Consider the following 24966-nt stretch of genomic DNA (forward strand, 5'->3'; position numbering starts at 1 on the left):
AGGCACCCGCGACCAGAACGCAGCAGCAAAACAGGTCCGCAGCGGCGCAGAGGGGGCGATGTTTCCACCGCCCCCATGGCTCGCCTTGATGGTCAGCGTCTACTAACGCTGCTCAAGCTCTGTTCGGCTTGCCTCTATAGGGGGTCTGATGGGATCAACCCCAGCAGAGATTGGTCCCTTCGGCAGTGTCGATGCTGTCAACACCTTCTACGGGCTGATCGGTCACCAATGCCACACCGGTGTCAAAGAAAGGCTTACCCGGTGTCGGTGCGGGTTTCTCTCCAGTGGTGGCCCAGGCGCTGATCGCCTCGATCCCTTTGGAGGCCATCAACAGCGGATACTGCTGCGATGTGGCCCCGATCACACCGTCCTTGATGTTCTGCACGCCGGGGCACCCACCGTCCACGGATACAATCAGCACGTCATTTTCGCGGCCAATCGACTTCAGCGCCTCATAGGCACCTGCAGCCGCTGGCTCGTTGATGGTGTAGACCACATTGATCATAGGATCCTTGGCCAGCAGGTTCTCCATCGCGCGGCGACCGCCCTCTTCATTGCCTGCGGTGATATCATTGCCGACAATGCGCGGATCGGTCTCGTCGCCCCATTTGTTGGGATCGCCCAGATCAATGCCAAACCCCTGCAGGAAGCCCTGATCGCGCAGCACGCCCACGGTGGGCTGGCTGACAGCAAGGTCCAGCATCGCGATCTTGGCATTCGCCGCCTCGTCACCCAGGCTCGCCGCCGCCCATTTGCCAATCAGCTCACCAGCCAGAAAATTGTCGGTGGCAAATGTGGCATCGGCGGAATCAATCGGCTCCAGCGGCGTATCCAGCGCAATCACCACCAGACCAGCGTCGCGCGCCTGCTGCACCGCCGGTACAATCGACGAGGTATCGGAGGCGGTCAGCAGGATGCCCTTGGCACCATCCGCAATGCAGGTCTCAATCGCCGCAACCTGGGTTTCATGGTCGCCATCCACCTTCCCGGCAAAGCTTTTGAGCGTCATGCCCAGCTCTGCCGCCTTGGCCTCGGCGCCCTCTTTCATCTTGACGAAAAACGGATTGGTGTCCGTCTTGGTAATCAAACAGGCGGTCACGCCCTCTGCCGCAAAGGCGCTGCCGGTCATGGCCGCAAATCCAATGGCGGTACCCAATAGTAGCTTCTTCATGATGTCCTCCCTCAGCATCACAATGAAAATAAACAAGACGGTCGGGCCGCCATGTCGCCCATAAAGGGCCGTGATTCTGGCCTTCCTGTCAATAAGTAAATCAACTTGACTTATTAAATCGATATCCGCACTTTCCTTAGACCTCGAAGCGTGATTAGGGTCCGCCGCATGGAACAAGAGCAAGCCAGATCCCTGAGCGGCGGCGTCAATCAGACCGGCGTCCGCGTGTTCAATGAACGGCTGATCCTGTCTCTCCTGCAGCGCAACGGGGCGATGCCCGGCAGCGCGCTGGCCCGCGGCACCGGCCTGTCGCCACAAACCGTCTCCGTCATCCTGCGCAAGTTGGAAACCGACGGGCTGCTGCAACGCGGAGAGACCCAGCGTGGCCGGGTTGGCAAACCCTCGGTGCCCATGGGGCTCAACCCCGACGGCCTGTTTTCCTACGGGCTGAAGATCGGTCGCCGCAGCGTCGAGGTGCTCTTGATGGATGTCTGCGGTGCGGTGCGCCAGCAGCTGCGATTGCGCTACCCCTACCCCACGCCGACGGTAGTCTTTGATTTCCTGCGCGACAGCATGCGCCAGATCGAGGCCGCATTGCCCGCAGATCTGCATCCGCGCATTTGCGGCATTGGCGTGGCCGCTCCCTTCCAGCTTTGGACCTGGCACGCCCAGATCAACGCCCCGGCAGAGGCACTTGCGGATTGGCAGACGGTTGATTTCGCATCTGAAATTGCACGTTTCAGCGCGCTGCCCGTACATGTGGTCAATGACGCCACCGCCGCCTGCCGCGCCGAACATATGTATGGGCGCGGCAAGGCCTACCGCGACTACGCCTATTTCTTTGTCGGGGCCTTTATCGGCGGCGGCGTGGTGCTGAACCACCGGGTGCTGGAGGGCAATCAGGGCAACGCCGGCGCGCTCGGCTCCCTGTCGATGCTCGGCCCCGACGGACGGGAGGCAAAGCTCCTCGATCTTGCCTCCATCCACCTCCTCGAACAGCGCCTGCGGGACGCGGGCAAGGATCCCGGCCAGCTCTGGCAGCTGCCGATGCACTGGTCCGGATTTGACGCCGAGGTCACCCCCTGGCTGGATCAGGCCGCAGACGCCATTGCCCGCGCCAGCCTCGCCACCTGCGCAGTGATTGATTTCGAAGCGGTGCTGATCGACGGCGCCCTGCCCGACAGCATCCGCGCAGCTCTGGTCGAGCGCACCCACACAGCCTTGTCCACTCTCGACGCCCGTGGCCTGATCCCGCCCCGCATTGAATGCGGCGCCATCGGCCCCAACGCCCGCGCCATCGGCGCTGCCAGCGGCCCGATCATCTCCCAATATCTGCTCGACACCAACTCGGTCTTCAACGCCGCCCTCTAATGGGGGGCTCACCCGAAACAGTCGCGCGCGAAGACATCGTTGAGGTAAGACTGATCGTCGATCACGAACTGCGTTTCACCAACACGGTCAAACCCCTGCGACAGGTAGAACGCTTTGGCTGGAGTATTTTCGGCATTGCTGGCCAGCCAGACCCGCGCCGCGCCCTCCTCCGCACAATGGGTTAGACCCGCGCGCAGCAAAGCAGTCCCAATGCCCCGCCCATGGTGGCGCGGCTGCACATAGAGCGTTGTGATCTCCACATTCGAACAGCCTGGCACAGGCCCCGGGCTGCCCCGACTGATGCGGATATAGCCATCAATGCCGACCCTGTTTTGCGAGACGATAAAATGCTCCTGCGGGTTGGCCAGATGCGTCTCAAACCGCGCCGCCGTCAGCTCTGCCAGTGCATAATCGGCAAAGAACCCGCTCACCCCTTCACGCAGATAAGTGCCAACCCAGACCTCCATCGACAGCGCCGCCAGGCTGGAGGCATCCGCCACATCTGCAACCCGCAGAGTGAGGTCTGGATGGTCAGTCATGTGAATGGGTCCTTTCTCTCATCGGAAGTTCAGCGTGGGAATACGATGGGCAAGGTTCTGGTTTGGCGCGGCCCGGCCTGTCAGCCGGGTAAGCGGCAGTCTACACCGTCAAATCTCCTCAACATCCATCACCCCGTCCAGCGACTTCAGCGCGCCTTTGATCTGGGGGTTGATGGGGAAGGGCTGGCCCAGATCCATCTCAACGTCGCCGGGCAGGCCGGGATCCTGCAGGTACATATAGACTTCCCCGCGCGAGGCGTTGCGGGCGGCGGATTTGGCGTCTTCCAGCACCTGCGCCACCGTCGCCACCGCACTCGCCTGCGAGATATAGACCCGCAGCGAACTGCGCCCGGCGTCAGCAATCGCCGCATCCACCGGCCCGACAGACCGCACCAGCAGTTTCAGCTGATCGCTCTCCATCGTGGCCTCGGCGGTGATCACCACCTTGGCGCCGGTTTCCAGAAATTCGCGTGATTTCTCCAGCACTTCGGAAAACAGCGTGACCTCATAGCCGCCGCTGGTGTCCGACAGCTGGGCAAAGGCAAAGCGGTTGCCGCGTGCCGATTTCCGTTCCTGCCGACCAGCGACAACACCGGCCATCTTGGCCATGAACGGGCCGCGCTCTGCTTTGGCCGTGACCTCGTCCAGTGTCATCACATCCTTGCGTTTGAGCGCGGGCATATAGTCGTCCAACGGATGACCCGAGAGGTAGAAACCAATCGCCTTGAATTCCTCCGACAGCCGTTCGGCGGGCAACCAGTCCGGGGTGCCGGGTAAACGCGGCTCTGGCAGATCCTCGCCCGCCTCACCAAACAGCGACACCTGACTGGAATTGCGCTGATCATGCACCGCCGACGAATAATCGACCAATGCACCAAGGCTGTCGAACACCCGGCGACGGTTGGGGTCCAGCTGATCAAAGCCACCCGCCCGCGCCAGCATTTCCAGAGGGCGCTTGCCGACCTTTTTCAGATCCACCCGGCGGGCAAAATCAAACAGCGTGGCAAAGGGTTTGTCCTGTCCGCTCTCACGCCGCGCCGCCGTCACCAGCCGCATCGCCTCTACGCCGACGTTTTTCAGCGCGCCCAGCGCATAGACCAGCTCCCCCTTGACCACGTTGAACGTCGCCTCGGAGCGGTTCACGCAGGGCGGCACATATGGCAGGCTCAGGCCTTTTTTGACCTCTTCGAAATAGATCGCCAGCTTATCCGTCAGATGGATATCGCAATTCATTACACCGGCCATAAACTCCACCGGGTGGTTCGCCTTCAGCCAGCCGGTCTGGTAGCTGACCACCGCATAGGCCGCAGCGTGGGATTTGTTGAAACCATAGTTGGCGAATTTCTCCAGAAGGTCGAACACCTCCGATGCCTTCTTGGCCGGCACGCCGTTTTCCGCCGCGCCTTTCTCAAACTTCGGGCGTTCGGCGTCCATCGCCTCTTTGATCTTCTTACCCATCGCCCGGCGCAGCAGGTCGGCACCGCCCAGCGTATAGTTCGCCATCACCTGGGCAATCTGCATCACCTGTTCCTGATAGACGATAATGCCTTGAGTTTCTTCAAGGATATGGTCGATCAGCGGATGCACCGACTGGATCTTGCGCAGGCCATTCTTGACCTCGCAATAGACCGGGATGTTCTCCATCGGGCCGGGACGATACAGCGCCACCAGCGCAACAATGTCCTCGATACAGGTGGGTTTCATGCGCTTTAGCGCGTCCATCATGCCGGTGGATTCCACCTGGAACACCGCCACCGTCTTGGCCCTTGAGTAGAGGTCATAGGTGACCGTGTCGTCCAGCGGAATGGCGTTGATCTGGTTCTCCGCCCCCTCCGGCGGATCATAAAGCTGGGTGCCATCGGCCGCCACATGCAGATCGCGGCCCGACTGGAAAATCAGGTCCATCGCATTCTGGATCACCGTCAGCGTCTTCAGGCCGAGGAAGTCGAATTTGACCAGACCGGCCTGTTCCACCCATTTCATGTTGAACTGGGTGGCCGGCATATCGGAGCGCGGATCGCGGTAAAGCGGCACCAGGGCATCCAGCGGCCGATCCCCAATCACCACACCCGCCGCGTGGGTGCCCGCTGATCGCAACAGCCCCTCAACCTGCATGCCGTATTTCAACAGCCGGTCGACAACCTCTTCGTTCTCCGCCTCCTCGCGCAGGCGCGGCTCTTCGCGCAGACTGTCCACGATGGACATCGGTTTTACACCCTCAACCGGGATCAGCTTCGACAGCCGGTCCACCTGGCCATAGGGCATCTGCAGGACCCGTCCCATGTCGCGCACCGCCGCCTTCGACAGCAGCGCGCCAAAGGTGATGATCTGCCCCACCTTGTCGCGGCCGTATTTCTCCTGCACGTATTTGATCACCTCCTCGCGGCGATCCATGCAGAAATCGATGTCAAAGTCAGGCATCGACACCCGTTCCGGGTTGAGGAAGCGTTCAAACAGCAGTGAATAGCGCAGCGGATCAAGGTCAGTGATCGTCAGCGCATAGGCCACAAGCGAGCCCGCACCCGAGCCCCGCCCCGGCCCCACCGGAATGTCATGATCCTTGGCCCATTGGATAAAATCGGCAACGATCAGGAAATAGCCGGGGAATCCCATCCCCTCGATGATGCCCAGCTCGAAATCGAGCCGCTCCTGATAGTCCTCGACGCTCACCGCATGGGGGATCACCGCCAGACGCTGTTGCAGACCCTCATTGGCGATACGGCGCAACTCGGCGACCTCATCATCGGCAAACTTCGGCAGGATCGGATCGCGGCGGTACGCCATGAACGCACAGCGCTTGGCGATCTCCACCGTATTCTCAATCGCTTCGGGCAGGTCGGCAAACAGCGCGACCATCTCTTCCTGGCTCTTGAAGTAATGCTGCGCGGTCAGACGCCGCCGTGGTTCGGCCTGATCGACATAGGCCCCTTCGGCGATGCAGATCATCGCATCATGGGCCTCATACATTTCTGTATTCGGGAAATAGACGTCATTGGTGGCGACCAGCGGCAGGTCCATCGCATAGGCCATTTCCACATGGCCGCGCTCGGTCGCCTGTTCCGCGTCGGGCTGGCCATGCTCACCGGGATGGCGCTGCAACTCCACATACAAACGATCCGGGAACATCGCCTTCAGTCGCTGCATCAACGCCTCTGCCGCCGGACGCTGCCCCATCTGCAAGAGCCGCCCCACCGGCCCATCCGGCCCGCCACTCAGGCAAATCACATCCTCAGAATGGGCCGCCAGCTCCTCCAGCGTTACATGCGCCAGCTCACTGCCTTCGCGCATGTAGAGACAGGAATTCAGCTTCATCAGATGCTCATAACCGGTCTCGCTCTGCGCCAGCAGCACCAGCGGCGCTGGGGGTATTGGCCGCTCACCGGGGGTTGGTTCGGTAAACCGCAGATCCACCTGACAGCCCATGATCGGCTGCACCCCGGCCCCGCTGGCCGCAACGGAAAACTCCAGCGCCGCAAACAGGTTATTGCTGTCGGTCACCGCAATCGCGGGCATCTCGTGTTTTTTGCAGAGATCCGGCAGCTTCTTCAGCCGCAGCGCGCCTTCCAGCAGCGAATATTCGGTATGGGTGCGCAGATGAATGAATCGGGGAGCGTTTGTCATGTCGCCAAGCTACCGCCAGCACCGCCAAGGTTAAAGCGCTTCCGGCCCCCGGCGATCAACTTCCGACACACGGAAGGTTTTTCCAAATGCCAAAAAATTAACCGCTCATTATTCCGCTTTCTTTGAAAGTCTTATCAAGATCCGCCCGAAACCTGCGGCAATTCGGCATTAAACCCTTCAAAAAGAACAGCATACACCGGCACACCGCAAGGATCTTGCGCCGCCGACCCGCTCCATGGCAGAGTCACTTTTCCTTGCCAGAACAACAGCCTGCTTTCTAGGCTATCGGCAACAGAGCAACCAAGGCCCGCCATGTCTTCTACGTCGCATCGAAGGGATGGCACCAAGGGAAAACCAAAGTAACGCGACGGGTTTCTGACATGACAATCACCTTTCGGCTGAACGGTGAAGAGGTCGCGCTGACGGAGGTCTCTCCGACGGCGACATTGCTGGACTGGCTACGCGAAGACCGCGGCCTCACCGGCACCAAGGAAGGCTGCAATGAAGGCGACTGCGGCGCCTGCACGGTCATGGTCACCGATGGCCATGGCGCCAAGCCGCTCAATGCCTGCATCCTGTTCCTGCCGCAACTTCACGGCAAATCCATTCGCACCGTCGAAGGTGCCGCAGGCCCCGATGGCCAGCTGCACCCGGTGCAGGAGGCGATGATCACCCATCACGGCAGCCAATGCGGCTTCTGTACCCCAGGCTTTATTATGTCGATGGTCACCGCCCATAAAAACGACGCGCAGGATCACGACGACCAGCTCGCAGGCAATCTGTGCCGCTGCACCGGCTATGCGCCGATCATCCGCGCCGCCGAGGCTGCTGCTGAGGCTCCGGTGCCCGACTGGATCCGCGCGGAGGACAGTGTCACCTTTCCCGAAATACTCCGGGGGGAGGCCGCAGGCCGGGGGGCAGAGCCCCCTAAGCCAAACAGCGCAGAGCCCCCTGCGTCTCTGCGCCCCACCTCCTCCGACCAACTGGCGGCCGCCTATGCTGCCCGCCCGGACGCGACGCTGATTGCCGGCGCCACGGATGTGGGGCTCTGGGTGACCAAACAGCTGCGCGATCTGCGGGATGTGATTTTTCTGGATGGCTGCGAAGACCTGAAAGAGATCACCGATCAGCCCGACGGCAGCCTGCGCATCGGCGCGATGGTGGATATGAACCGCCTGCGCAGCGCCCTCGCCGCGCGCCACCCGTCTTATGGCGAAATGCTGCGCCGCTTTGCCAGCCAGCAGGTGCGCGCCGCCGCCACCATTGGCGGCAATATCGCCAATGGCTCTCCCATCGGGGACAATCCGCCTGCGCTGATCGCGCTGGGGGCCATGCTGCACCTCCGCCACGGCGACAGCCGCCGCAGCCTACCGTTGGAGGAGTTCTTCCTCGACTATGGCAAGCAGGACCGCCAGCCCGGCGAATTTGTCGAGGCGATCACCCTGCCTGCACGCCCGAAGGGGCAGGCCGATGCCCAGCGCGTCTACAAGCTCTCCAAACGCTTCGATCAGGATATCTCCGCCGTTCTGGGCGCCTTCAACCTGACGGTCGACGACGGCCAGATCACCGCCGCGCGCATCGCCTTTGGCGGCATGGCGGGCGTGCCCAAACGCGCCAGCCATGTGGAGGCCGCCCTGATTGGCCAAGACCTGTCGGCAGCAACACTCGCCACCGCGCGGGGCAAATTTGCCCGCGATTTCACCCCGATGAGCGATATGCGCGCCTCTGCCGACTACCGGCTGGAGGCGGCGGCGAATATGCTCGCACGCTATTTTGACGATCTGGGCCAGATAAGCGCGCCCACTCATGTGCTGGAGGTGAAGTGATGGCTGTTGCAAAACCCCTCCCCCATGATGCGGCACGTCTGCATGTGACCGGTCAGGCACGTTATGTCGATGATATCCCGACCCCGCGCGACACGCTGCATCTGGCCTTTGGCCTCTCGACCGTGGCCCACGCGGACATCACCGCACTGGAGCTGGATGCCGTCCGTCAGAGCGATGGCGTGGTTGCGGTGTTGACGGCGGAAGATCTGCCCTTTGACAATGACGTCTCACCGTCTGCCCATGACGAGCCGCTGCTGGCCAAGGGAGCTGTCCACTACATCGGCCAACCGGTGTTTCTGGTGGTGGCAACCTCCCATCGTGCTGCGCGGGTGGCCGCGCGCAAAGCTAAGATCAGCTACGCCGAACGCCCGGCCCTCCTGACGCTGGAGGATGCGCTGGCCGCCAACAGCCGGTTTGAAGACGGCCCGCGCATCTACACCAAAGGCGATGCAGGCAGCGCCATCACGTCTGCCGCCCATGTGGTTGAAGACACCTTTGACCTCGGCGGGCAGGAGCATTTCTACCTCGAAGGTCAGGCCGCCCTCGCGCAGCCGCAGGAAGATGGCGGCATGCTCGTCAACTCCTCGACCCAGCACCCGACCGAAATCCAGCACAAGGTGGCCGAGGCCATTGGCCTGCCGATGCACGCCGTCCGGGTCGAGACCCGCCGCATGGGCGGTGGCTTTGGTGGCAAGGAAAGCCAGGGCAACGCACTCGCCGTGGCCTGCGCCATCGCTGCGCGCGCAACCGGCCGGACCTGCAAGATGCGCTACGACCGCGACGATGACATGACCATCACCGGCAAGCGTCACGCCTTTCGCATTTCCTATCGCGCGGGCTTTGACGCCGAAGGGCGCATTCTAGGGGTGGAGTTCACCCATCTGGTCGATTGCGGCTGGGCGCAGGATCTGTCACTCCCGGTGGCGGACCGCGCCATGCTGCACAGCGACAATGCCTATCTGATCCCCGCGATCCGCATCGAAAGCCACCGGCTGAAAACCAACCGCCAGAGTGCCACCGCTTATCGTGGGTTTGGCGGCCCGCAGGGCATGGTGGGCATCGAACGGCTGATGGATCACGCGGCCCATGCGCTGGGGCTGGACCCGGTCGAGCTGCGCCAGCGCAACTATTACGCGCCAATGCAATCCCCCACCGCGCCCTCGGGCGATCCCCACGACAGCTCCGCCCCTGCACCGGATGCGGCAGGCGATCTGGCCTCTCGCGGTGCCCCGGTTGAGCCTGCCGATGTTACCACGCCTGCCAAAGATGTGCAGACCACCCCCTATCATATGCCGGTGGAGGACTTCGTCCTGCACGAGCTGACGGCAGAGCTGCTGGACACATCGGATTATGCCACGCGCAGGGCGGAAATCGCCAAATGGAACGCCGGTAGTGACCGTCTCAAGCGCGGCATTGGGTTTTCTCCGGTGAAATTCGGCATTTCCTTCACGCTGACCCATCTCAATCAGGCCGGTGCGCTGGTGCATGTCTATCAGGATGGCTCGGTCCACCTGAACCACGGCGGCACCGAGATGGGGCAAGGGCTGTTTCAGAAGGTGGCACAGGTGGCCGCCAGCCGCTTTGGCATCTCGCTGGAAAAGGTGAAGATCACCGCCACCGACACCGCCAAGGTGCCGAACACCTCGGCTACGGCAGCCTCCTCCGGGACCGATCTGAACGGCATGGCGGTGAAGGCCGCCTGTGACACCATTCGCGACCGTATGGCGGCCTATCTCGCGGAGCGCTATCAGCAGCCGGTCACAGCCGTGCGGTTTGAGGGTGATCGCGTCACCATCGGCAGCGAAGAGCTGAGCTTTGAGGCCGCGGCGATGGAATGCTACACCGGCCGCATCAGCCTGTCGTCCACCGGATACTACAAAACGCCGAAACTGGAATGGGACCGTATTCAGGGCAAGGGACGGCCGTTTTTCTACTTTGCCTATGGGGCCGCCATCACCGAGGTTGTTGTTGATCGCCTGACCGGCGAAAACCGCATTCTGCGCGCCGACGTGCTGCATGATGCCGGCGCCTCGCTGAATCCGGCGCTGGATATCGGCCAGGTCGAAGGCGCCTATGTGCAGGGCGCGGGCTGGCTCACGACAGAGGAACTGGTCTGGGATCAGACCGGCAATCTGCGCACCCATGCGCCTTCCACCTACAAGATCCCCGCCTGTTCGGACCGGCCCGATGTCTTCAATGTCGCGCTTTGGGATGGTGAGAACCGCGAGGACAGCATCTATCGCTCCAAAGCGGTGGGGGAGCCGCCCTTTATGCTGGGGATTTCTGCCTGGCTCGCGCTCAGCGACGCGGTTGGGGCTTATGGGGGCGGCTATCCAGCCCTCAATGCGCCCGCAACGGCGGAAGAGCTCTGGCGGGCGGTGCGCCGCATCGCGCCGGAGGCCTGAGCGATGGGGTTTGATCATCAGGATCTGCGCCGCAGGATCGGTGCCCATGGACCGGTGGTGCGGGTGGTGATTGCCGCCATCCGCGGCTCTTCCCCGCGTGAGGTGGGCGCCGCCATGCTGGTCTGGGACAACGGCCAGTCCGGCACCATCGGTGGTGGCGCGCTGGAGCATGAGGCGGCTGAGGCAGCACGCGCCCAGCTGGCGACGGGACGGATGCGACAGCAGACCATCCGCGCGCTCGGCCCCGATCTGGGGCAATGCTGTGGCGGCTCTGTCACGCTTTGGAGCGAGATTTACCGCGCTGAAGACCTCGACAGCCTCGACGATGAGGTGATCCTGCGGGCGCTCCGGACAGACACAGACGAGCCGCCGCTTGCCCTGCGCCGCAAACTGGCCCTGGCCCGCAGTCAGGGGCAGCGCCCGGACCCGCAGCTGGCCGACGGCTGGCTGCTGGAACCGGTCCATCACCCCGAAACCCCGCTGTGGATCTGGGGGGCGGGCCATGTGGGCCGCGCCTTGGTCGATGTGCTGTCGCCGATGCCGGATCTGGATATCACCTGGGTCGATACAGGGCCTGAACGCTTCCCCTCTGACATCCCCGCAACAGTCACCGCCGTCCCGGTCGCGGAGCCTGCGGCATTGGTGCCCCATGCCCCTGAAAATGCACAGCATTTGGTGCTTACCTATTCCCATGCGCTGGATCTGGCGCTATGCCACGCCTTGTTGCTGCGCGGCTTTGCCTTTGCCGGGGTGATCGGATCTGCCACCAAATGGGCGCGGTTCCGGTCGCGGCTGGCGGATCTTGGCCACAGGCCGGATCAGATCTCCCGGCTGACCTGCCCCATCGGCGATCCCGCCCTTGGCAAGCATCCGCAGATGATTGCGGTGGGGGTTGCGGCAGAGCTTTTGCGCCTGGGCGCCACAGACGAGTTGAAGAAGGACAGACGCGCGTGACCCAACCTCTCCTGAGCCTGCAAGGTTTGACAAAGGCCTATCCCGGTGTTGTTGCCAACGATACGGTCTCCTTTGATATCGGCGCGGGAGAGGTTCACGCCCTGCTCGGCGAAAACGGCGCCGGGAAATCGACGCTGGTCAAGATGATCTATGGGCTGGTGAAGCCCGACAGCGGCACCATGCTCTTGCGGGGGGAACCCTATACCCCCGGCGAGCCGCGTCAGGCCCGCGCCGATGGCATTGCCATGGTGTTTCAGCATTTTTCGCTGTTCGATGCGCTGAATGTGGCGGAAAATATCGCCCTTGGCATGGAAAACCCGCCTGCGATGCGCGATCTGGCCAGCCAGATCCGCCGGGTCTCGGAGACCTACGGCCTGCCGCTGGATCCCTTTCGCACGGTTGGCGACCTGTCAGCCGGCGAACGCCAGCGGGTCGAGATCATCCGCTGTCTGTTGCAGGACCCGAAGCTGCTGATCATGGATGAGCCGACCTCGGTTCTGACTCCGCAGGAGGTGGAAATCCTGTTTCAGACCCTGCAGAAGCTGCGGTCCGAGGGCACGTCGATCCTGTATATCTCGCACAAGCTGGAAGAGATCCGCACCCTCTGTGATCACGCCACCATTCTGCGGCTGGGCAAAAATGTCGGGGAATGTGTGCCCTCCGAGACTTCGGCCCGCGATATGGCGGAGATGATGGTGGGCACAGCGCTGCAAACGCCGGAACGCTCCGGCCGCGCGCTTGGAGACGTGGCGCTGGATATCAGCGGCCTGTCGGTGCCTGCGCCTTCTGCCTTTGGCACCGCGCTGAAGAACGTGCATATGACCGTGCGCAAAGGCGAGATCCTCGGTGTTGGCGGGGTAGCGGGCAATGGTCAGGATGAACTGCTGGGCGTGCTGTCGGGAGAGACCACAACAGCGGCTGATGCGGTCACGCTGGATGGTGCTCCAATCGGCAACCTTGGCCCCGTGGCGCGCCGCCGACTGGGTATTCTGGCCGCCCCTGAGGAACGCCTCGGCCATGCTGCCGCACCGGATATGAGTCTGACGGAAAACGCCATGCTGACCGCCGCCACCCGCGAAGGGCTGGCGAGCCGGGGATTTCTCAAATGGGGGCTGGCGCAGGAGTTCGCCGAGAAGGTCATCAAGAGTTTCGATGTCCGCACACCGGGGCCGGAGAATGCCGCGCGCTCCTTGTCCGGCGGCAACCTGCAGAAATTTGTCATTGGCCGCGAAGTCTTGCAACGCCCGGAAGTTCTGGTGGTGAACCAGCCGACCTGGGGTGTGGATGCCGCCGCCGCCGCCGCGATCCGCCAGTCGCTGCTGGATCTGGCCGCCGGGGGCACCGCCGTGATCTGCATCAGTCAGGATCTGGATGAGCTGATGGAGATCGCCGACAGTTTCGCCGCCCTGAACGAGGGCCGGTTGAGCGCGCCCCGCCCCACTGCGGGCCTGAGTGTCGATGAGATCGGCCTGATGATGGGGGGAGCACATGGGATGGAAGTTGCGCATGTGTGACGCTTTGATCTCTCGCCGAAGCGATCTGCTGCTCGGGGCGGATGCCTCCGGCGGGAGTATTTTTGGAAAGATGACAGGCACGCGGGCACAGATCTGCGACCGGGGGGGACAATAGGAATGATCCGGCTAGAAAAGAGACCACAGCCATCGCGCGTCTGGTCGATGGCAACGCCTCTGGTGGCGGTGCTGGCCACCATGATTGCAGGCGGGCTGCTGTTCGCTGCCCTCGGCAAAGATCCGGTGGCGGCAATCCGCACCATCTTCTGGGACCCGTTGTTTGGCGAATTTTCCTTTTACTATCGCCCGCAGCTGCTGGTGAAGGGCGCGCCCCTTGTGCTGATCGCCATCGGCCTGTCCTTGGGCTTTCGCGCGGGCATCTGGAACATCGGCGCCGAGGGCCAATACATCATGGGCGCCATCTGTGGCGCGGGCGCAGGCCTTGCCTTCTACCCGTCGGACTCGGTCCTGATTTTTCCGCTGATGGTGGTGGCAGGCGCGCTGGGGGGCTGGGCCTGGGCGATGATCCCGGCGGTGTTGAAGACCCGCTTTGGCACCAATGAAATCCTGGTCTCGCTGATGCTGGTCTACGTGGCCGAACAGTTTCTCGCCTCGGTCTCGCTGGGATTGCTGAAAAACCCCGAAGGCTTTGGCTTTCCCGGCTCGCGCAACCTGCAATCCTGGGACAGCGCCCATAATGCCGAGCTGATCACAGGCACCGGCATGCACTGGGGCGTTGTGGCGGCGCTGATTGCGGTGATCTTTGCCTATGTGCTGCTCAATCGGCATATGCTGGGCTATCACATCCGCCTGACCGGTGAGGCCCCGCGCGCGGCCCGTTTTGCAGGCGTGAACCCCACCCGTCTGGTGCTGTTCTGCCTTGGCACCTCCGGCGCGCTGGCAGGCCTTGCAGGCCTGTTTGAGGTCTCTGGCCCCTCCGGTCAGATCTCCATCGATTTCAACGTGGGCTACGGGTTTACCGCCATTATCGTCGCCTTTCTGGGCCGGTTGCATCCGGTGGGTATTCTGCTGGCAGGCGGGTTGATGGCGCTGACATATATCGGCGGCGATATCGCGCAGTCCAACATGGGACTGCCCTCCGCCGCGATCCAGGTGTTTCAGGGGATGCTGCTGTTCTTCCTGCTGGCGTTCGACTTGCTCACCAATTTCCGCCTCACCCTGCGCAAGCGGGAGGTGGCGTGATGCCAAGGCCTGCATTCTGGTGGACCCTCGCGGTATTGGGCACCGTCCTGCCCTGGCTGTTCTTTGCCTCATTCTTTGCCCAGAACGGCCTGTCGCCGGTTTTGTTCATCATGGCGCTGTTTGAGAATGGGGCTGCTGCGGGGTTTTCGACGGATATCCTGCTGTCGATTCCGATGTTCTGGATCTGGTCTTTCTTTGACGCCAAACGCGAAGGCGTCGACCTGTGGTGGCTGACCCTGCCTGCGGCCTTCACGGTTGGCCTCTCCCTTGCACTGCCGCTCTATTTTGCCCTGCGTGAAACGAGGAACGCCTGATATGGATCTTTCTGCAATCAACCCTGTCCTGCTCATCGCCTCGCTGATGGTGGCGGCCACACCCATCCTGATCGCTGCCATTGGCGAATTGGTGGTGGAAAAATCAGGCGTTCTGAACCTTGGCGTCGAAGGCATGATGATCACCGGCGCCATCGCCGGTTTCGCCACCGCGGTTGAGACCGGCTCCCCCCTGCTGGGCTTCTTTGCTGCCGCCTTTGCCGGGGCAGCGCTGTCGGTGCTGTTCGGCTTCCTGACCCAGTTTGCAAAGGCCAATCAGGTCGCCTCAGGTCTGGCGCTGACACTGTTTGGTCTGGGGCTGTCGGCGCTGATGGGGCAATCCTATGTCGGGGTGAAGCCGCCGCAAATGGGCGACATCCATATCCCCGTCTTGAGCGATCTGCCGGTGGTGGGTCCGATCCTCTTTGGCCATGATATCATTCTCTATTTCGGTATCGCGCTCACCGCCGCTGTCTGGGCGCTGCTGAAGTTTTCCCGTGCCGGGCTGATCCTGCGGGCGGTCGGTGAAAACCACGACGCCGCCCATGCGCTGGGGTACAAGGTGATCCGCATCCGCCTGATGGCGATCCTGTTCGGCGGTGCCTGTGCGGGCGTTGGCGGCGCCTACATCAGCCTTATCCGGGTGCCGCAATGGACCGAGGGCATGACCGCCGGTGTCGGCTGGATTGCGCTGGCGCTGGTGGTCTTTGCCAGCTGGAAGCCGTGGCGCGCGCTGCTCGGTGCCTATCTTTTCGGCGGGGTCACTGTGGTGCAGCTCAATCTGCAGGCCGCAGGCGTTGCCATCCCGGTCGAGTATCTGGCAATGTCGCCCTACGTTATCACCATTGTCGTGCTTGTTATTCTTTCCGCGGACAAGAGCAGCGCACCTGCCGCCCTTGGCCGCAATTTCCACGCCTCCCGCTAATCTGGCGGGCGGCGGAACCTCTGTCCAGGGTCCTCTCCTGGGCACAACAACCAAAACGGGGAGTCCGTAAAGATGAAACTGAATAAACTGCTGACCAGCGCCGCAGTGGCGCTTGGCCTGGCAACCGGCGCCGTGGCCGCAGACGACAAAACCAAAGTGGGATTTGTCTATGTTGGTCCGGTGGGTGATGGTGGCTGGACCTATGAACATGATCAGGGCCGCAAGGCCGTGGTTGCGGAATTCGGCGACAAGGTCGAAACCGTCTACGTCGAAAACGTGGCAGAAGGCCCCGATGCCGAGCGCGTGATGACCCAGATGGCGCTGGAAGGCGCAGATCTGATCTTCACCACCTCGTTTGGCTACATGGATCCGACCATCAACGTCGCCAAGAAATTCCCGAACGTGAAGTTCGAGCACGCCACCGGCTACAAGCGCGCCGACAATGTCTCCACCTACTCGGCCCGTTTCTACGAAGGCCGCGCAGTGCAGGGCCACATCGCGGGCAATCTCACCGAAAGCAATATCGTCGGCTACATCGGCTCCTATCCGATCCCCGAAGTGATCCGCGGCATCAACTCGGCCTATCTCCACGCCAAGAAAGTGAACCCCGATGTGGAGTTCAAAATCGTCTGGGCTTTCACCTGGTTTGACCCGGCGAAGGAAGCCGACGCTGCCAAGGTTCTGATCGAACAGGGCGCCGATGTGATCCTGCAGCACACCGACTCCACCGCGCCGCAAGCCGCCGCGCAGGCCGCTGGCAATGTCTACACCTTTGGCCAGGCCTCGGATATGGCGGAATACGGCCCCAAGCCGCGCGTCTCCTCCATCATCGATGACTGGGCGCCTTACTACATCGCCCGCACCCAGGCCGTGATGGATGGCAGCTGGGCCAGCACCGACACCTGGCACGGTATCGGCGACGGCATGGTGAAAATCGGCGAGATCACCGATGCGGTTCCCGCAGCGGTGAAGGAAGAGGCCCTGGCGCTCAAGGCATCGCTGGCTGATGGCTCCTACCATGCATTCACCGGTCCGATCAAAAAACAGGACGGCTCCGACTGGCTGGCAGAGGGTGAAACCGCTGATGACGGCACACTTGCGGGTATGAACTTCTTCGTCGAAGGCATTCAGGGCGACATCCCGCAGTAAGCGGCGCTGCCTCCTCAAAGATGGAATGACACGAAAGGCCCGCCTCATCCGGCGGGCCTTTTTTCACAATGACCTTCAGTGGCATCTGCGAGGGCAAGCCTCGCCGGGTCCCATGACCTTCGCCTGTCACCTTTCCAAAAATACTCAAAATCCCAGGACGCAATTCGGCACTTCAGCCGCGATGGAACACCCGCAGTGCCAGCAGCACCCGTGATCCAGCAGTCACCAGACAGAGCGCGCCAAATACCCAGGCCATCGGCGCAAACCATTGCGGCAGCAGGCACAGGAGAACAAAGAACCCGATGGTCTCTGCCCCCTCCAACAGGCCCCCGGTGAAATAAAGCGTCTTCACCCCGCGCGCATCGCTCTTCATCTTGTGCTTTTCCGCCAGAACCGCGTAGCCCAGAAAACTGGTGCCGTTCACATAGAACGTCATCAGCAGGAACGCACCCGCCACCGCATTCTGCGCCGGGTCCGCCAGCACAAAGGCGAGCGGCACCGCGCCGTAGAACAGGAAATCGCAGGTGATATCGAGATAGCCACCAAAATCACTTGGCTCACTGGCGCGCGCCACCGCCCCGTCCAGACCATCGGCCAGCCGTGACAGCAACAGCGGCAACAGCGCCAGGGCAAACAGGCCGCAGGTGATCATCACGGCCGACAGCAGCCCCAGCGCCAGCCCCAGCAGTGTCACCTGATTGGCGCTGATGCCGGCGCGGGCGATCACCTGCCCCTGCGCGTTCAGCACCGGATCAATCAGCGGGCGGATTTTTGAATCAAACATACTCTCCCCTACCCCGCGCACCGGGGCTTTGCCACTCACGATTATGATAGGCGGGATGCGGGATTTCTCGCAGATATCTTTGCGCCAATATCCGACATTTTGCGCTTTTGGTTGCGGCGAACTCATGCCACGCTGCGGCCCATGAACACCGATTTGATCAGCCTCGACGGCACCCCCGCCAGCGCCCTTGCCTTTGGCACCATGCAGTTTGGTGGCCGCGCCAATGCCGCGCAATCGGCGGCGATGTATGACGCCTGCCGCACCGCAGGGATCACCCATTTTGATACCGCATGGGTTTATACCGATGGGGCCAGCGAGGAGATCCTCGGCCAACTGATCCGGGATGAGCGCGACAGCCTGCTGATCGCCACCAAGGTTGCCTATACCGGCGGTGCGGGCCCTGAGAATATCCGCCGCCAGCTCGACCAGTCGCGCACGCGACTGGCGCAGGATATGGTCGATATCCTTTACCTGCACCGCTACGATGCGGAGACGGACCTGCGCGATACGCTTGCCTGTCTGGCCGAGCTGCGTGCGGCGGGGCAGTTTCGCTATCTGGGCCTGTCGAACTTTGCCGCCTGGCAGGTGATGAAGGCGATCCAGATCGGACAGGAATTTGATCTGCGCCCGGCGATCCTGCAGCCGATGTATTCGCTCATCAAACGTCAGGCCGAGGTTGAGATCCTGCCGATGTGCGCCGATCAGGACATCGCCGTTGCCCCCTATTCGCCACTTGGCGGCGGAATGCTGACCGGGAAATATGCCGCCGATCCGACCGATGGTGGCAGCCGGGGCCGGCTGGATGAAGACCCCCGCTACCGCGAACGCTATGGCCAGCGCTGGATGCTGGACAGCGCCAGCGCCCTGTCCGGGCTTGCTGCCGAGCTTGGGGTGGCACCTGCCAGCCTCGCTGTGGCCTGGGCGTCGGGCTATGGCCAGCAGGTCACGCCGATTATTTCTGCCCGCACGCTTGCGCAACTGCGCCCATCGCTGGCGGCGCTGGATATCGAAATGACGCCCGCGCTCTATGATCGCATCTCTGCGCTGTCGCCGCGTCCGGCGCCAGCCACCGACCGATTGGAGGAACAGGCATGAGCGATCCGATCCCCGATGTGCTGATCATTGGCGGCGGGCTTGCGGGCCTTAGCACGGCTGCGGCCCTCGCCCCCCGGCGCAGCACGCTCGTTCTGGAGAGCGAAAGCGCACTTGGCTATCATTCCTCTGGTCGCTCTGCGGCAATGTTTGAGGCGCATTACGGCCCCGCCCCGGTGCAGGTGCTGACACAGGCCAGCGAAACCCATCATCGCGACAACGGCTATCTCAGCCCGCGTGGCATGATGCTGGTTGCAGGCCCTGATCAGGCTAAGGCCTTTGCCGCTGACTGCGCCACCCTGTCACTGACAGAGATTACCGTGGAACAGGCGCTGGAGATGGTGCCGGTTCTGAACCCCGCCACCCTGGGCTTTGCCGCTTATCACGACACCGCCGAAGATCTGGATGCCGACCGGCTGTTGCAGGATTTCGCCAAGGTCACACGCAGCCACGGTGGCAGGATCCGCACCGATGCGCAGGTGACCGCCATCCGCCACAGCGCCACGGATGATCTTTGGGAGGTTGATGTTGCCACGGGCACGGGGACTGGCAGGACCACCGAAACCCTGCGCAGCCGCCATATCGTCAATGCCGCTGGCGCCTGGGCCGATGAGATCGCCGCATTGGCGGGCCTCCCCCCGATCGGCCTGCAGCCCAAACGCCGCTCCATGGCGCGGCTGCCCGCGCCCGGTGGCCACGATGTCACCACCTGGCCAATGATCATGGGTGTGGGGGAATGCTGGTACGCAAAACCGGACGCAGGCAAGCTCCTCGTCTCTCCCGCCGATGCCGACCCTGTGGCCCCGCATGATGCCTATGCCGACGACATGGTGCTGGCCGAAGGGCTCGCCCGCTATGAGGACATGGTGACAACGCCGGTGACCCGCGTCGAGCACAACTGGGCGGGCCTGCGCAGCTTTGTCGCTGACGGTGTGCCCGTTCTTGGTCCCGATCCGGATCAGCCCAGCTTTGTCTGGTGTGCGGGTCAGGGGGGATACGGCGTGCAGTCCAGCCCCGCTGCCGGGCGGGTGATTGCCGATCTGATCACCGGTGAGACGCCGGAAATCGACGCGGCCACACTGGCCGCTCTCAGCCCCGGACGGTTGCGCTGATGGCTGTTCGCACGGTTCCCGGAGAGGCCTCGGTCGCGTTGCCTGAGGCAGGCGAGAAGCTGTTTGCCCCCTCAGCCGCACGCAATCTGGAGCCGATCGCAGATCTTCTGGCCCTGATTGCCCCGCAACCCGACGGTGCGGGTGGCCCCCGCCCCCGCGCGCTGGAAATTGCCAGCGGCACCGGCCAGCATATTGTCGGCTTCGCCCGTCGCTGCCCGCAACTGGAGTGGCACCCCACTGACGTGGACCCGGCGCGATTGGCCAGCATCAACGCCTACAGCGCCGACAGCGGTTGTAATAATATCGCCCCCGCCCGCCAGCTGGATGCCACCGAAGAGCGCTGGCCCAAGGATCTGGCCGCGTTTGATCTGGTCGTCCTGTGCAACCTGCTGCATCTGATCAGTACGCCGGAAGCCAAAGCGCTGATCCGGGGAGCTGCCGATCATCTGGCTCCGGGCGGTCGTTTCGTAATCTACGGGCCGTTCATGCGCGCAGGTGAGTTGACCAGCGACGGCGACCGCGCCTTTCATGCCAAACTGAGCAGCCATGACCCGGAGGTCGGCTACAAGGATGATTTCGACGTGATGGACTGGCTACAGGCCAGCGGGCTGGAGATGGTGGAGGTCATCGAAATGCCCGCCAACAATCTGGCGCTGGTGGCAAGACGTTAAGGCAGCTTGAGACCAGACGGCCGTTGCACACGGCGACATCAGCGAGAGTGCGTGATCTCTTGGTGCCCGAACTTGCCGAAGCCCAGCAATGGAACTACGGTCAGCCCTTCGCCGCGATGCAGCCCGCTCTGGTTGTCTGTGACGCGCGCGCACTCAGATCCAAGACACAAAGGTTACCATGACACTTAAATGGGCAATTATCGGCACCGGGTTCATCTCCAACAAGGCGATTGACGGCATCAAGAAAAGCGATGGATCGCAGCTCCATAGCGTGTTCGGCCGGCAGCCAAATCTGGTCGCAGAGTTTCAGGCGCGCCATGATATCCCCCATGGTCTGACAGATCTTGACGCGGTGCTGTCTGACCCGGAGCTGGATGCGATCTATATCGGGCTGCCGAACCATATGCACCACGTCGTCACCACGAAGGCGGCGCAGGCAGGGCTGGCGGTGCTGTCGGAAAAATCGCTGACCACCACCATGGCCGAGGCCGACGCGCTGCTGGGCGCGGTCGCGGATGCGGGCATTTTCTTTGTCGAGGGGCTGATGTATCTGGCGCATCCGCTGCTGGCGCGGTTTGTCGAGGTATTGCAGGATGGCAGGCTTGGCGCGCTGCGCAGTATCAACGGGTATTACTGCGCCGACATCTGGCAATTCGTGAACCCCAAGGGCATGGGAACGCTGTATAATCTGGGTTGTTACCCGGCCTCTTTGCTACAGCTGACGGTACAGACAATGTGTGGCGAGGACGCGTTTGGTCAGCGCCAGCTGCACGGGTTTGGCAATCTCAACGGTGATGGGACAGTCTGCGATGCGGCCTGCTCGGTGCGTTTTGAAAACGGCGTTCTGGCCACGCTGCACTCTACCGACTCCTACGGGACCGGCAATGCGTTCACTGTGATCGGCGACAATGGCATTCTGAGTTTCGAAACCAACCCGTGGCAGCCCATTGAGGGCCGCAGCACGCTCAAATGGTCGCCGTTCGACGGCGCCGAGGAGCTGATCCATGTCGAGGATCCCCATGACGCGTTCTATCACCAAACGAAGCTGGTCGAGCATCATGTCGCACGGTCCGACCGCGAAGCCGCGCGCCCGTCGCCCCGGCATCGTGACAGCTGGGAGATCATGGAGTTTCTCACCAATTGGGAAGCCTCCTGCCGCGCAGCCCTGACAGACTAAAATGGGTTTTCAGGACAGAACGCAAAAGCCCCGGCACATTGGCCGGGGCTTTCTTTTTTAGAGCTCCAGTCAGAGCCGCGTTGGCGCTGTCTGTGATCAGCCATTCATACGAATGGTTTCGTTCTTGGGATCATAGGGGCTGTCACAGGTCACGACCGCATCCCACAGCTTGTCCAGCATCTTGACCTTCAGCTTGGTGCCTTCGACCGCGACGTCAGGTTTCACGTAGCCCATGCCGATGGATTTCTCGAAGGCCACCGAATAACCACCGGAGGTGAGGCGGCCAACGCGGGTGACGCCGTCCTCAGCATAGAGCGCCTCATGGCCCCAAGGATCGGCATCTTCCGGCCCGTCGATCAGCAGGGTGCAGCATTTCACGCGCACGCCAGTCTCAACCAGCTTGTCCTTGCCGTGGAAGTCTTTCTCCAGATCAACAAAGCGCGGCAGGTCGGCCTCAAGCGGGGTCGCGTCGCGGCCCAGCTCGTTGCCGAAGGCGCGGTAGGATTTCTCCTGACGCAGCCAGTTCTGGGCGCGCGCACCGACCAGCTTCATGCCGTGTTTCTCCCCCGCTTTCTCCAGCAGGTCGAACAGGTAGTTCTGCATCTCGATCGGGTGATGCAGCTCCCAGCCGAGTTCACCAGTATAGGCCACACGGATCGCATTGACGGGGCACATGCCCAGTTCGATCTGACGGGCCGACAGCCAGGGGAACCGCTTGTTCGACAGCGCGGTTTCGGGGTCGGCGTCGACGATCACCTCTTTCAGCACATCGCGGGATTTGGGCCCTGCGATGGCAAAGACGCCCCACTGGGTGGTCACATCCTGGATCTCGATGTAGCCGAACTCTTCCATCTTATCCTCGGCGGCCTTGCGCAGGAAGTCGGCGTCATATTCGGACCATGCACCGGCGGAGACGAGATAGTAGTTGTTCTCGCCGTTGCGCACGATGGTGTATTCGGTGCGGGTGGTGCCGAATGCGGTCAGCGCATAGGTCAGGTTGATGCGGCCGACCTTGGGCAGTTTGTTACAGGTGAACCAATCGAGGAACTGGGTGGCACCGGGGCCCTTGACGACATGTTTGGTGAAGGCAGTAGCATCCACCAGACCAACACCTTCGCGGATGGCCTTGGCTTCATCCACAGCATGCTGCCACCAGCCGCCACGACGGAAGGAGCGGGCGTCGTGGTCGAAGGTTTCCGGCGCATCAACGGGGCCGAAATAGTTCGGGCGTTCCCAGCCGTTGACCCAGCCGAACTGTGCGCCGCGGGCCTTCTGGCGGTCAAACGCGGGTGCTGTACGCAGCGGGCGGGCTGCGGGGCGTTCTTCGTCCGGGTGGTGCAGGATGTAGACGTGCTCATAGCACTCTTCGTTCTTGCGGGCCGCGAACTCGGTGGTCATCCAGTTGGAGGAATAGCGTTTCGGGTCGAGCGACGCCATGTCGATCTCGGCCTCGCCATCGACCATCATCTGCGCCAGGTAGTAGCCGGTGCCGCCAGCCGCGGTGATGCCGAAGGAGAAGCCTTCTGCCAGCCACATATTGCGCAGACCCGGTGCCGGGCCGACCAGCGGGTTGCCGTCGGGGGTGTAGCAGATCGGGCCGTTGAAATCGTCCTTGAGGCCAGATTCGGCGCAGGAGGGCACGCGCTCTGCCATCGCCATATACTGGTCGGCAATCCGGTCCAGATCCAGTGGGAACAGGTCCGCCCGGAAGCTGTCGGGCACGCCATGCTCAAAGCGCGCGGGCGCGCCGTGCTCATAGATGCCAAGGATCCAACCGCCACGCTCCTCGCGGGCATAGGATTCATTATCGGCGTCGCGGATCACCGGGTGCTCGGGGTTGCCTGCTTCGCGCCATTTGACCAGCTCGGGGTCCTTGTCCATGACAATGAAGGTGTGCTCGACCGGGATCGCCGGCATCTTGATGCCCAGCATCTTGGCGGTGCGCTGCGCGTGGTTTCCGGAGGCGGTGACAACATGTTCGGCGGTGATCACGACTTTCTCGTCGCTCTCGATCAGGTTGCCGCCCTTCTCGATCATCTTGGTGCAGGTGACTTCCCAGTGGGTGCCGTTCCAGTGGAAATCGTCGGCCTGCAGCTTACGGTGGATCTCAACGCCGCGCTGACGGGCCCCCTTGGCCATCGCCTGGGTCACGTCTGCGGGGTTAATGTAGCCGTCTTCGGTATGGTAGATCGCGCCCTTCAGATCGCCGGTCTCGATCAGCGGCCAGCGTTCCTTGATCTGATCCGGGGTCAGCCATTCATAGTCCACGTCGCAGGTTTCTGCGGTGGAGGCATAGAGCATGTATTCGTCCATGCGATCCTGAGTCTGGGCCATACGCAGGTTGCCCACCACGGCAAAGCCAGCGTTGAGGCCGGTTTCTTCCTCAAGGGTCTTGTAGAAATCGACCGAGTATTTGTGGATATGGGTGGTCGCATAGGACATGTTGAACAGCGGCAGGAGGCCCGCCGCGTGCCATGTCGAACCGGAGGTCAGCTCATCACGCTCAATCAGCATGACGTCGTCCCAGCCTGCTTTGGCAAGGTGATAGGCGATCGAGGTGCCGACAGCGCCACCGCCGACGACCAATGCTTTGACTTGGGTTTTCATGGGCCCGCTCTCCGGAAAATGATGACTCGTTTGCAGGGAGTTATGCCCCGCCTGCAAATTTCGCGCCAAATCCATCCGACCCAAAACATGACAAAACCGACCTAGCGTCGCCCTGAATGCAGGTTTCTGTCCGCCCTCTGTCGGTTTTCGTGGTCATGGCCCCGATTTGCCGCTTGGGTTTGCACAGGCCGCGATGCGCATGGCTTTGGTCCGGTCGGGGCACTGCCCTGCCGGAGTGTCGTTCTCTTATACTCTGCTGCGGCCGTTTGGTCGGTGCTGCAATACGGCCAGAATAACGAACAATAAGAAGTGGCGGCGCCGCCAGATGCGGAGGCGGGACGGGGCCATCTGCCCCGCACGCTGAACGTCGGTTGTGCGTGCCCCTGCCAAGGGCCCTGTTCCAAAGTGCCGGGGATGTCAGTCCCGGCAGTGATCGCGATCAGCTCAGATCATGACAGCTTCAGATTGGGCAAACGTAAGCCCAGCGTGCGGCAGCTTCGCAACGGGCCGCCTTCTGCACCTGCAAGGGCAGCGCCG

The 24966-nt window shown here is 62.3% G+C and carries 18 protein-coding genes; 13 read left to right on the top strand and 5 right to left on the bottom strand.

The genetic code is table 11. From position 1 onward, the window contains the following. Window positions 1–154: 154 nt before the first annotated feature. The gene (locus tag J4721_RS16645; protein WP_211003219.1) at window positions 155–1171 is read right to left on the bottom strand and encodes a sugar ABC transporter substrate-binding protein; all 1017 of its coding nucleotides are present in this window, start codon (window positions 1169–1171) and stop codon (window positions 155–157) included. Between the two features lie 168 nt (window positions 1172–1339). Between J4721_RS16645 and J4721_RS16650 the strand changes: the two genes are divergently transcribed. Further along, window positions 1340–2542: an ROK family transcriptional regulator gene (locus J4721_RS16650; protein ID WP_211003218.1), complete on the top strand. Its 1203-nt coding sequence runs from the start codon at window positions 1340–1342 to the stop codon at window positions 2540–2542. An 8-nt stretch (window positions 2543–2550) separates the two neighbouring features. Here J4721_RS16650 and J4721_RS16655 read toward each other — a convergent pair whose 3' ends face one another. Both J4721_RS16655 and dnaE read right to left on the bottom strand, forming a co-directional pair. Continuing rightward, window positions 2551–3081, bottom strand: coding sequence for a GNAT family N-acetyltransferase (locus J4721_RS16655; protein WP_211003217.1), 531 nt, complete (start codon window positions 3079–3081; stop codon window positions 2551–2553). A 108-nt stretch (window positions 3082–3189) separates the two neighbouring features. Next, window positions 3190–6702 (bottom strand): DNA polymerase III subunit alpha, encoded by a 3513-nt coding sequence (gene dnaE / locus J4721_RS16660; RefSeq protein ID WP_211003216.1) that lies wholly within the window; start codon window positions 6700–6702, stop codon window positions 3190–3192. Window positions 6703–7082: 380 nt separating this feature from the next. On the opposite strand from dnaE, the gene xdhA reads away from it, so the two are divergent. From xdhA to J4721_RS16700, 8 genes are all read left to right on the top strand, one after another. Next, complete coding sequence (gene xdhA, locus J4721_RS16665; protein WP_211003215.1) at window positions 7083–8528, top strand: xanthine dehydrogenase small subunit; 1446 nt, start codon at window positions 7083–7085, stop codon at window positions 8526–8528. Beyond that, window positions 8528–10933, top strand: a complete 2406-nt coding sequence (gene xdhB, locus J4721_RS16670; RefSeq protein ID WP_211003214.1) for a xanthine dehydrogenase molybdopterin binding subunit — start codon at window positions 8528–8530, stop codon at window positions 10931–10933. The genes xdhA and xdhB overlap by 1 nt, the downstream gene beginning before the upstream one ends. 3 nt (window positions 10934–10936) lie before the next feature. Beyond that, the gene (gene xdhC, locus J4721_RS16675; protein ID WP_211003213.1) at window positions 10937–11887 is read left to right on the top strand and encodes a xanthine dehydrogenase accessory protein XdhC; all 951 of its coding nucleotides are present in this window, start codon (window positions 10937–10939) and stop codon (window positions 11885–11887) included. Further along, a complete protein-coding gene (locus J4721_RS16680) occupies window positions 11884–13401 on the top strand; it encodes an ABC transporter ATP-binding protein (protein ID WP_102855329.1) in 1518 nt (505 codons plus the stop codon). The genes xdhC and J4721_RS16680 overlap by 4 nt, the downstream gene beginning before the upstream one ends. 117 nt (window positions 13402–13518) lie before the next feature. Further along, window positions 13519–14601 (top strand): ABC transporter permease, encoded by a 1083-nt coding sequence (locus tag J4721_RS16685; protein WP_102859193.1) that lies wholly within the window; start codon window positions 13519–13521, stop codon window positions 14599–14601. Then, window positions 14601–14915: a DUF2834 domain-containing protein gene (locus tag J4721_RS16690; protein ID WP_014875711.1), complete on the top strand. Its 315-nt coding sequence runs from the start codon at window positions 14601–14603 to the stop codon at window positions 14913–14915. The genes J4721_RS16685 and J4721_RS16690 overlap by 1 nt, the downstream gene beginning before the upstream one ends. 1 nt (window position 14916) lies before the next feature. Beyond that, window positions 14917–15837: an ABC transporter permease gene (locus J4721_RS16695; protein ID WP_014875712.1), complete on the top strand. Its 921-nt coding sequence runs from the start codon at window positions 14917–14919 to the stop codon at window positions 15835–15837. A 72-nt stretch (window positions 15838–15909) separates the two neighbouring features. Then, window positions 15910–16986, top strand: a complete 1077-nt coding sequence (locus J4721_RS16700; protein ID WP_027246290.1) for a BMP family ABC transporter substrate-binding protein — start codon at window positions 15910–15912, stop codon at window positions 16984–16986. Between the two features lie 172 nt (window positions 16987–17158). On the opposite strand, the gene J4721_RS16705 is transcribed toward J4721_RS16700, so the two are convergent. Continuing rightward, entirely contained in the window at window positions 17159–17770 is a 612-nt protein-coding gene (locus J4721_RS16705) for a CDP-alcohol phosphatidyltransferase family protein (protein ID WP_014875714.1), read from the bottom strand. A gap of 141 nt (window positions 17771–17911) precedes the next feature. Here J4721_RS16705 and J4721_RS16710 point away from each other — a divergent pair, with 141 nt between their 5' ends. The 4 genes from J4721_RS16710 (at window position 17912) to J4721_RS16725 (ending at window position 21822) form a co-directional block, all read left to right on the top strand. Next, the gene (locus J4721_RS16710) at window positions 17912–18865 is read left to right on the top strand and encodes an aldo/keto reductase (protein ID WP_211003212.1); all 954 of its coding nucleotides are present in this window, start codon (window positions 17912–17914) and stop codon (window positions 18863–18865) included. Further along, on the top strand, window positions 18862–19974 hold the full coding sequence (locus J4721_RS16715; protein WP_211003211.1) for an FAD-binding oxidoreductase: 1113 nt from the start codon (window positions 18862–18864) through the stop codon (window positions 19972–19974). Before J4721_RS16710 ends, J4721_RS16715 begins: the two co-directional genes overlap by 4 nt. Beyond that, window positions 19974–20645 carry a DUF938 domain-containing protein gene (locus J4721_RS16720; protein WP_211003210.1) on the top strand — a complete coding sequence of 224 codons (672 nt, stop codon included), beginning with the start codon at window positions 19974–19976 and terminating at the stop codon, window positions 20643–20645. The genes J4721_RS16715 and J4721_RS16720 overlap by 1 nt, the downstream gene beginning before the upstream one ends. 178 nt (window positions 20646–20823) lie before the next feature. Then, window positions 20824–21822 (top strand): Gfo/Idh/MocA family protein, encoded by a 999-nt coding sequence (locus J4721_RS16725; protein ID WP_211003209.1) that lies wholly within the window; start codon window positions 20824–20826, stop codon window positions 21820–21822. 96 nt (window positions 21823–21918) lie between these two features. Here the strand turns inward: J4721_RS16725 and J4721_RS16730 are convergent, their stop codons facing one another. Then, on the bottom strand, window positions 21919–24429 hold the full coding sequence (locus tag J4721_RS16730) for an FAD-dependent oxidoreductase (RefSeq protein ID WP_211003208.1): 2511 nt from the start codon (window positions 24427–24429) through the stop codon (window positions 21919–21921). Window positions 24430–24966 lie beyond the last annotated feature (537 nt).

It is taken from the genome of Phaeobacter sp. HS011, from assembly GCF_018101215.1.
GTDB lineage: Bacteria > Pseudomonadota > Alphaproteobacteria > Rhodobacterales > Rhodobacteraceae > Phaeobacter > Phaeobacter inhibens.

Coding starts and splice junctions, on each gene's coding strand:
- J4721_RS16725 (WP_211003209.1), top strand. CDS start 20,824: ATGACACTTAAATGGGCAATTATCGGCACCGGGTTCATCTCCAACAAG.
- J4721_RS16730 (WP_211003208.1), bottom strand. CDS start 24,429: ATGAAAACCCAAGTCAAAGCATTGGTCGTCGGCGGTGGCGCTGTCGGC.
- J4721_RS16720 (WP_211003210.1), top strand. CDS start 19,974: ATGGCTGTTCGCACGGTTCCCGGAGAGGCCTCGGTCGCGTTGCCTGAG.
- J4721_RS16655 (WP_211003217.1), bottom strand. CDS start 3,081: ATGACTGACCATCCAGACCTCACTCTGCGGGTTGCAGATGTGGCGGAT.
- J4721_RS16690 (WP_014875711.1), top strand. CDS start 14,601: ATGCCAAGGCCTGCATTCTGGTGGACCCTCGCGGTATTGGGCACCGTC.
- J4721_RS16710 (WP_211003212.1), top strand. CDS start 17,912: ATGAACACCGATTTGATCAGCCTCGACGGCACCCCCGCCAGCGCCCTT.
- xdhB (WP_211003214.1), top strand. CDS start 8,528: ATGGCTGTTGCAAAACCCCTCCCCCATGATGCGGCACGTCTGCATGTG.
- J4721_RS16685 (WP_102859193.1), top strand. CDS start 13,519: ATGATCCGGCTAGAAAAGAGACCACAGCCATCGCGCGTCTGGTCGATG.
- xdhC (WP_211003213.1), top strand. CDS start 10,937: ATGGGGTTTGATCATCAGGATCTGCGCCGCAGGATCGGTGCCCATGGA.
- xdhA (WP_211003215.1), top strand. CDS start 7,083: ATGACAATCACCTTTCGGCTGAACGGTGAAGAGGTCGCGCTGACGGAG.
- J4721_RS16705 (WP_014875714.1), bottom strand. CDS start 17,770: ATGTTTGATTCAAAAATCCGCCCGCTGATTGATCCGGTGCTGAACGCG.
- J4721_RS16715 (WP_211003211.1), top strand. CDS start 18,862: ATGAGCGATCCGATCCCCGATGTGCTGATCATTGGCGGCGGGCTTGCG.
- J4721_RS16695 (WP_014875712.1), top strand. CDS start 14,917: ATGGATCTTTCTGCAATCAACCCTGTCCTGCTCATCGCCTCGCTGATG.
- J4721_RS16650 (WP_211003218.1), top strand. CDS start 1,340: ATGGAACAAGAGCAAGCCAGATCCCTGAGCGGCGGCGTCAATCAGACC.
- dnaE (WP_211003216.1), bottom strand. CDS start 6,702: ATGACAAACGCTCCCCGATTCATTCATCTGCGCACCCATACCGAATAT.
- J4721_RS16645 (WP_211003219.1), bottom strand. CDS start 1,171: ATGAAGAAGCTACTATTGGGTACCGCCATTGGATTTGCGGCCATGACC.
- J4721_RS16700 (WP_027246290.1), top strand. CDS start 15,910: ATGAAACTGAATAAACTGCTGACCAGCGCCGCAGTGGCGCTTGGCCTG.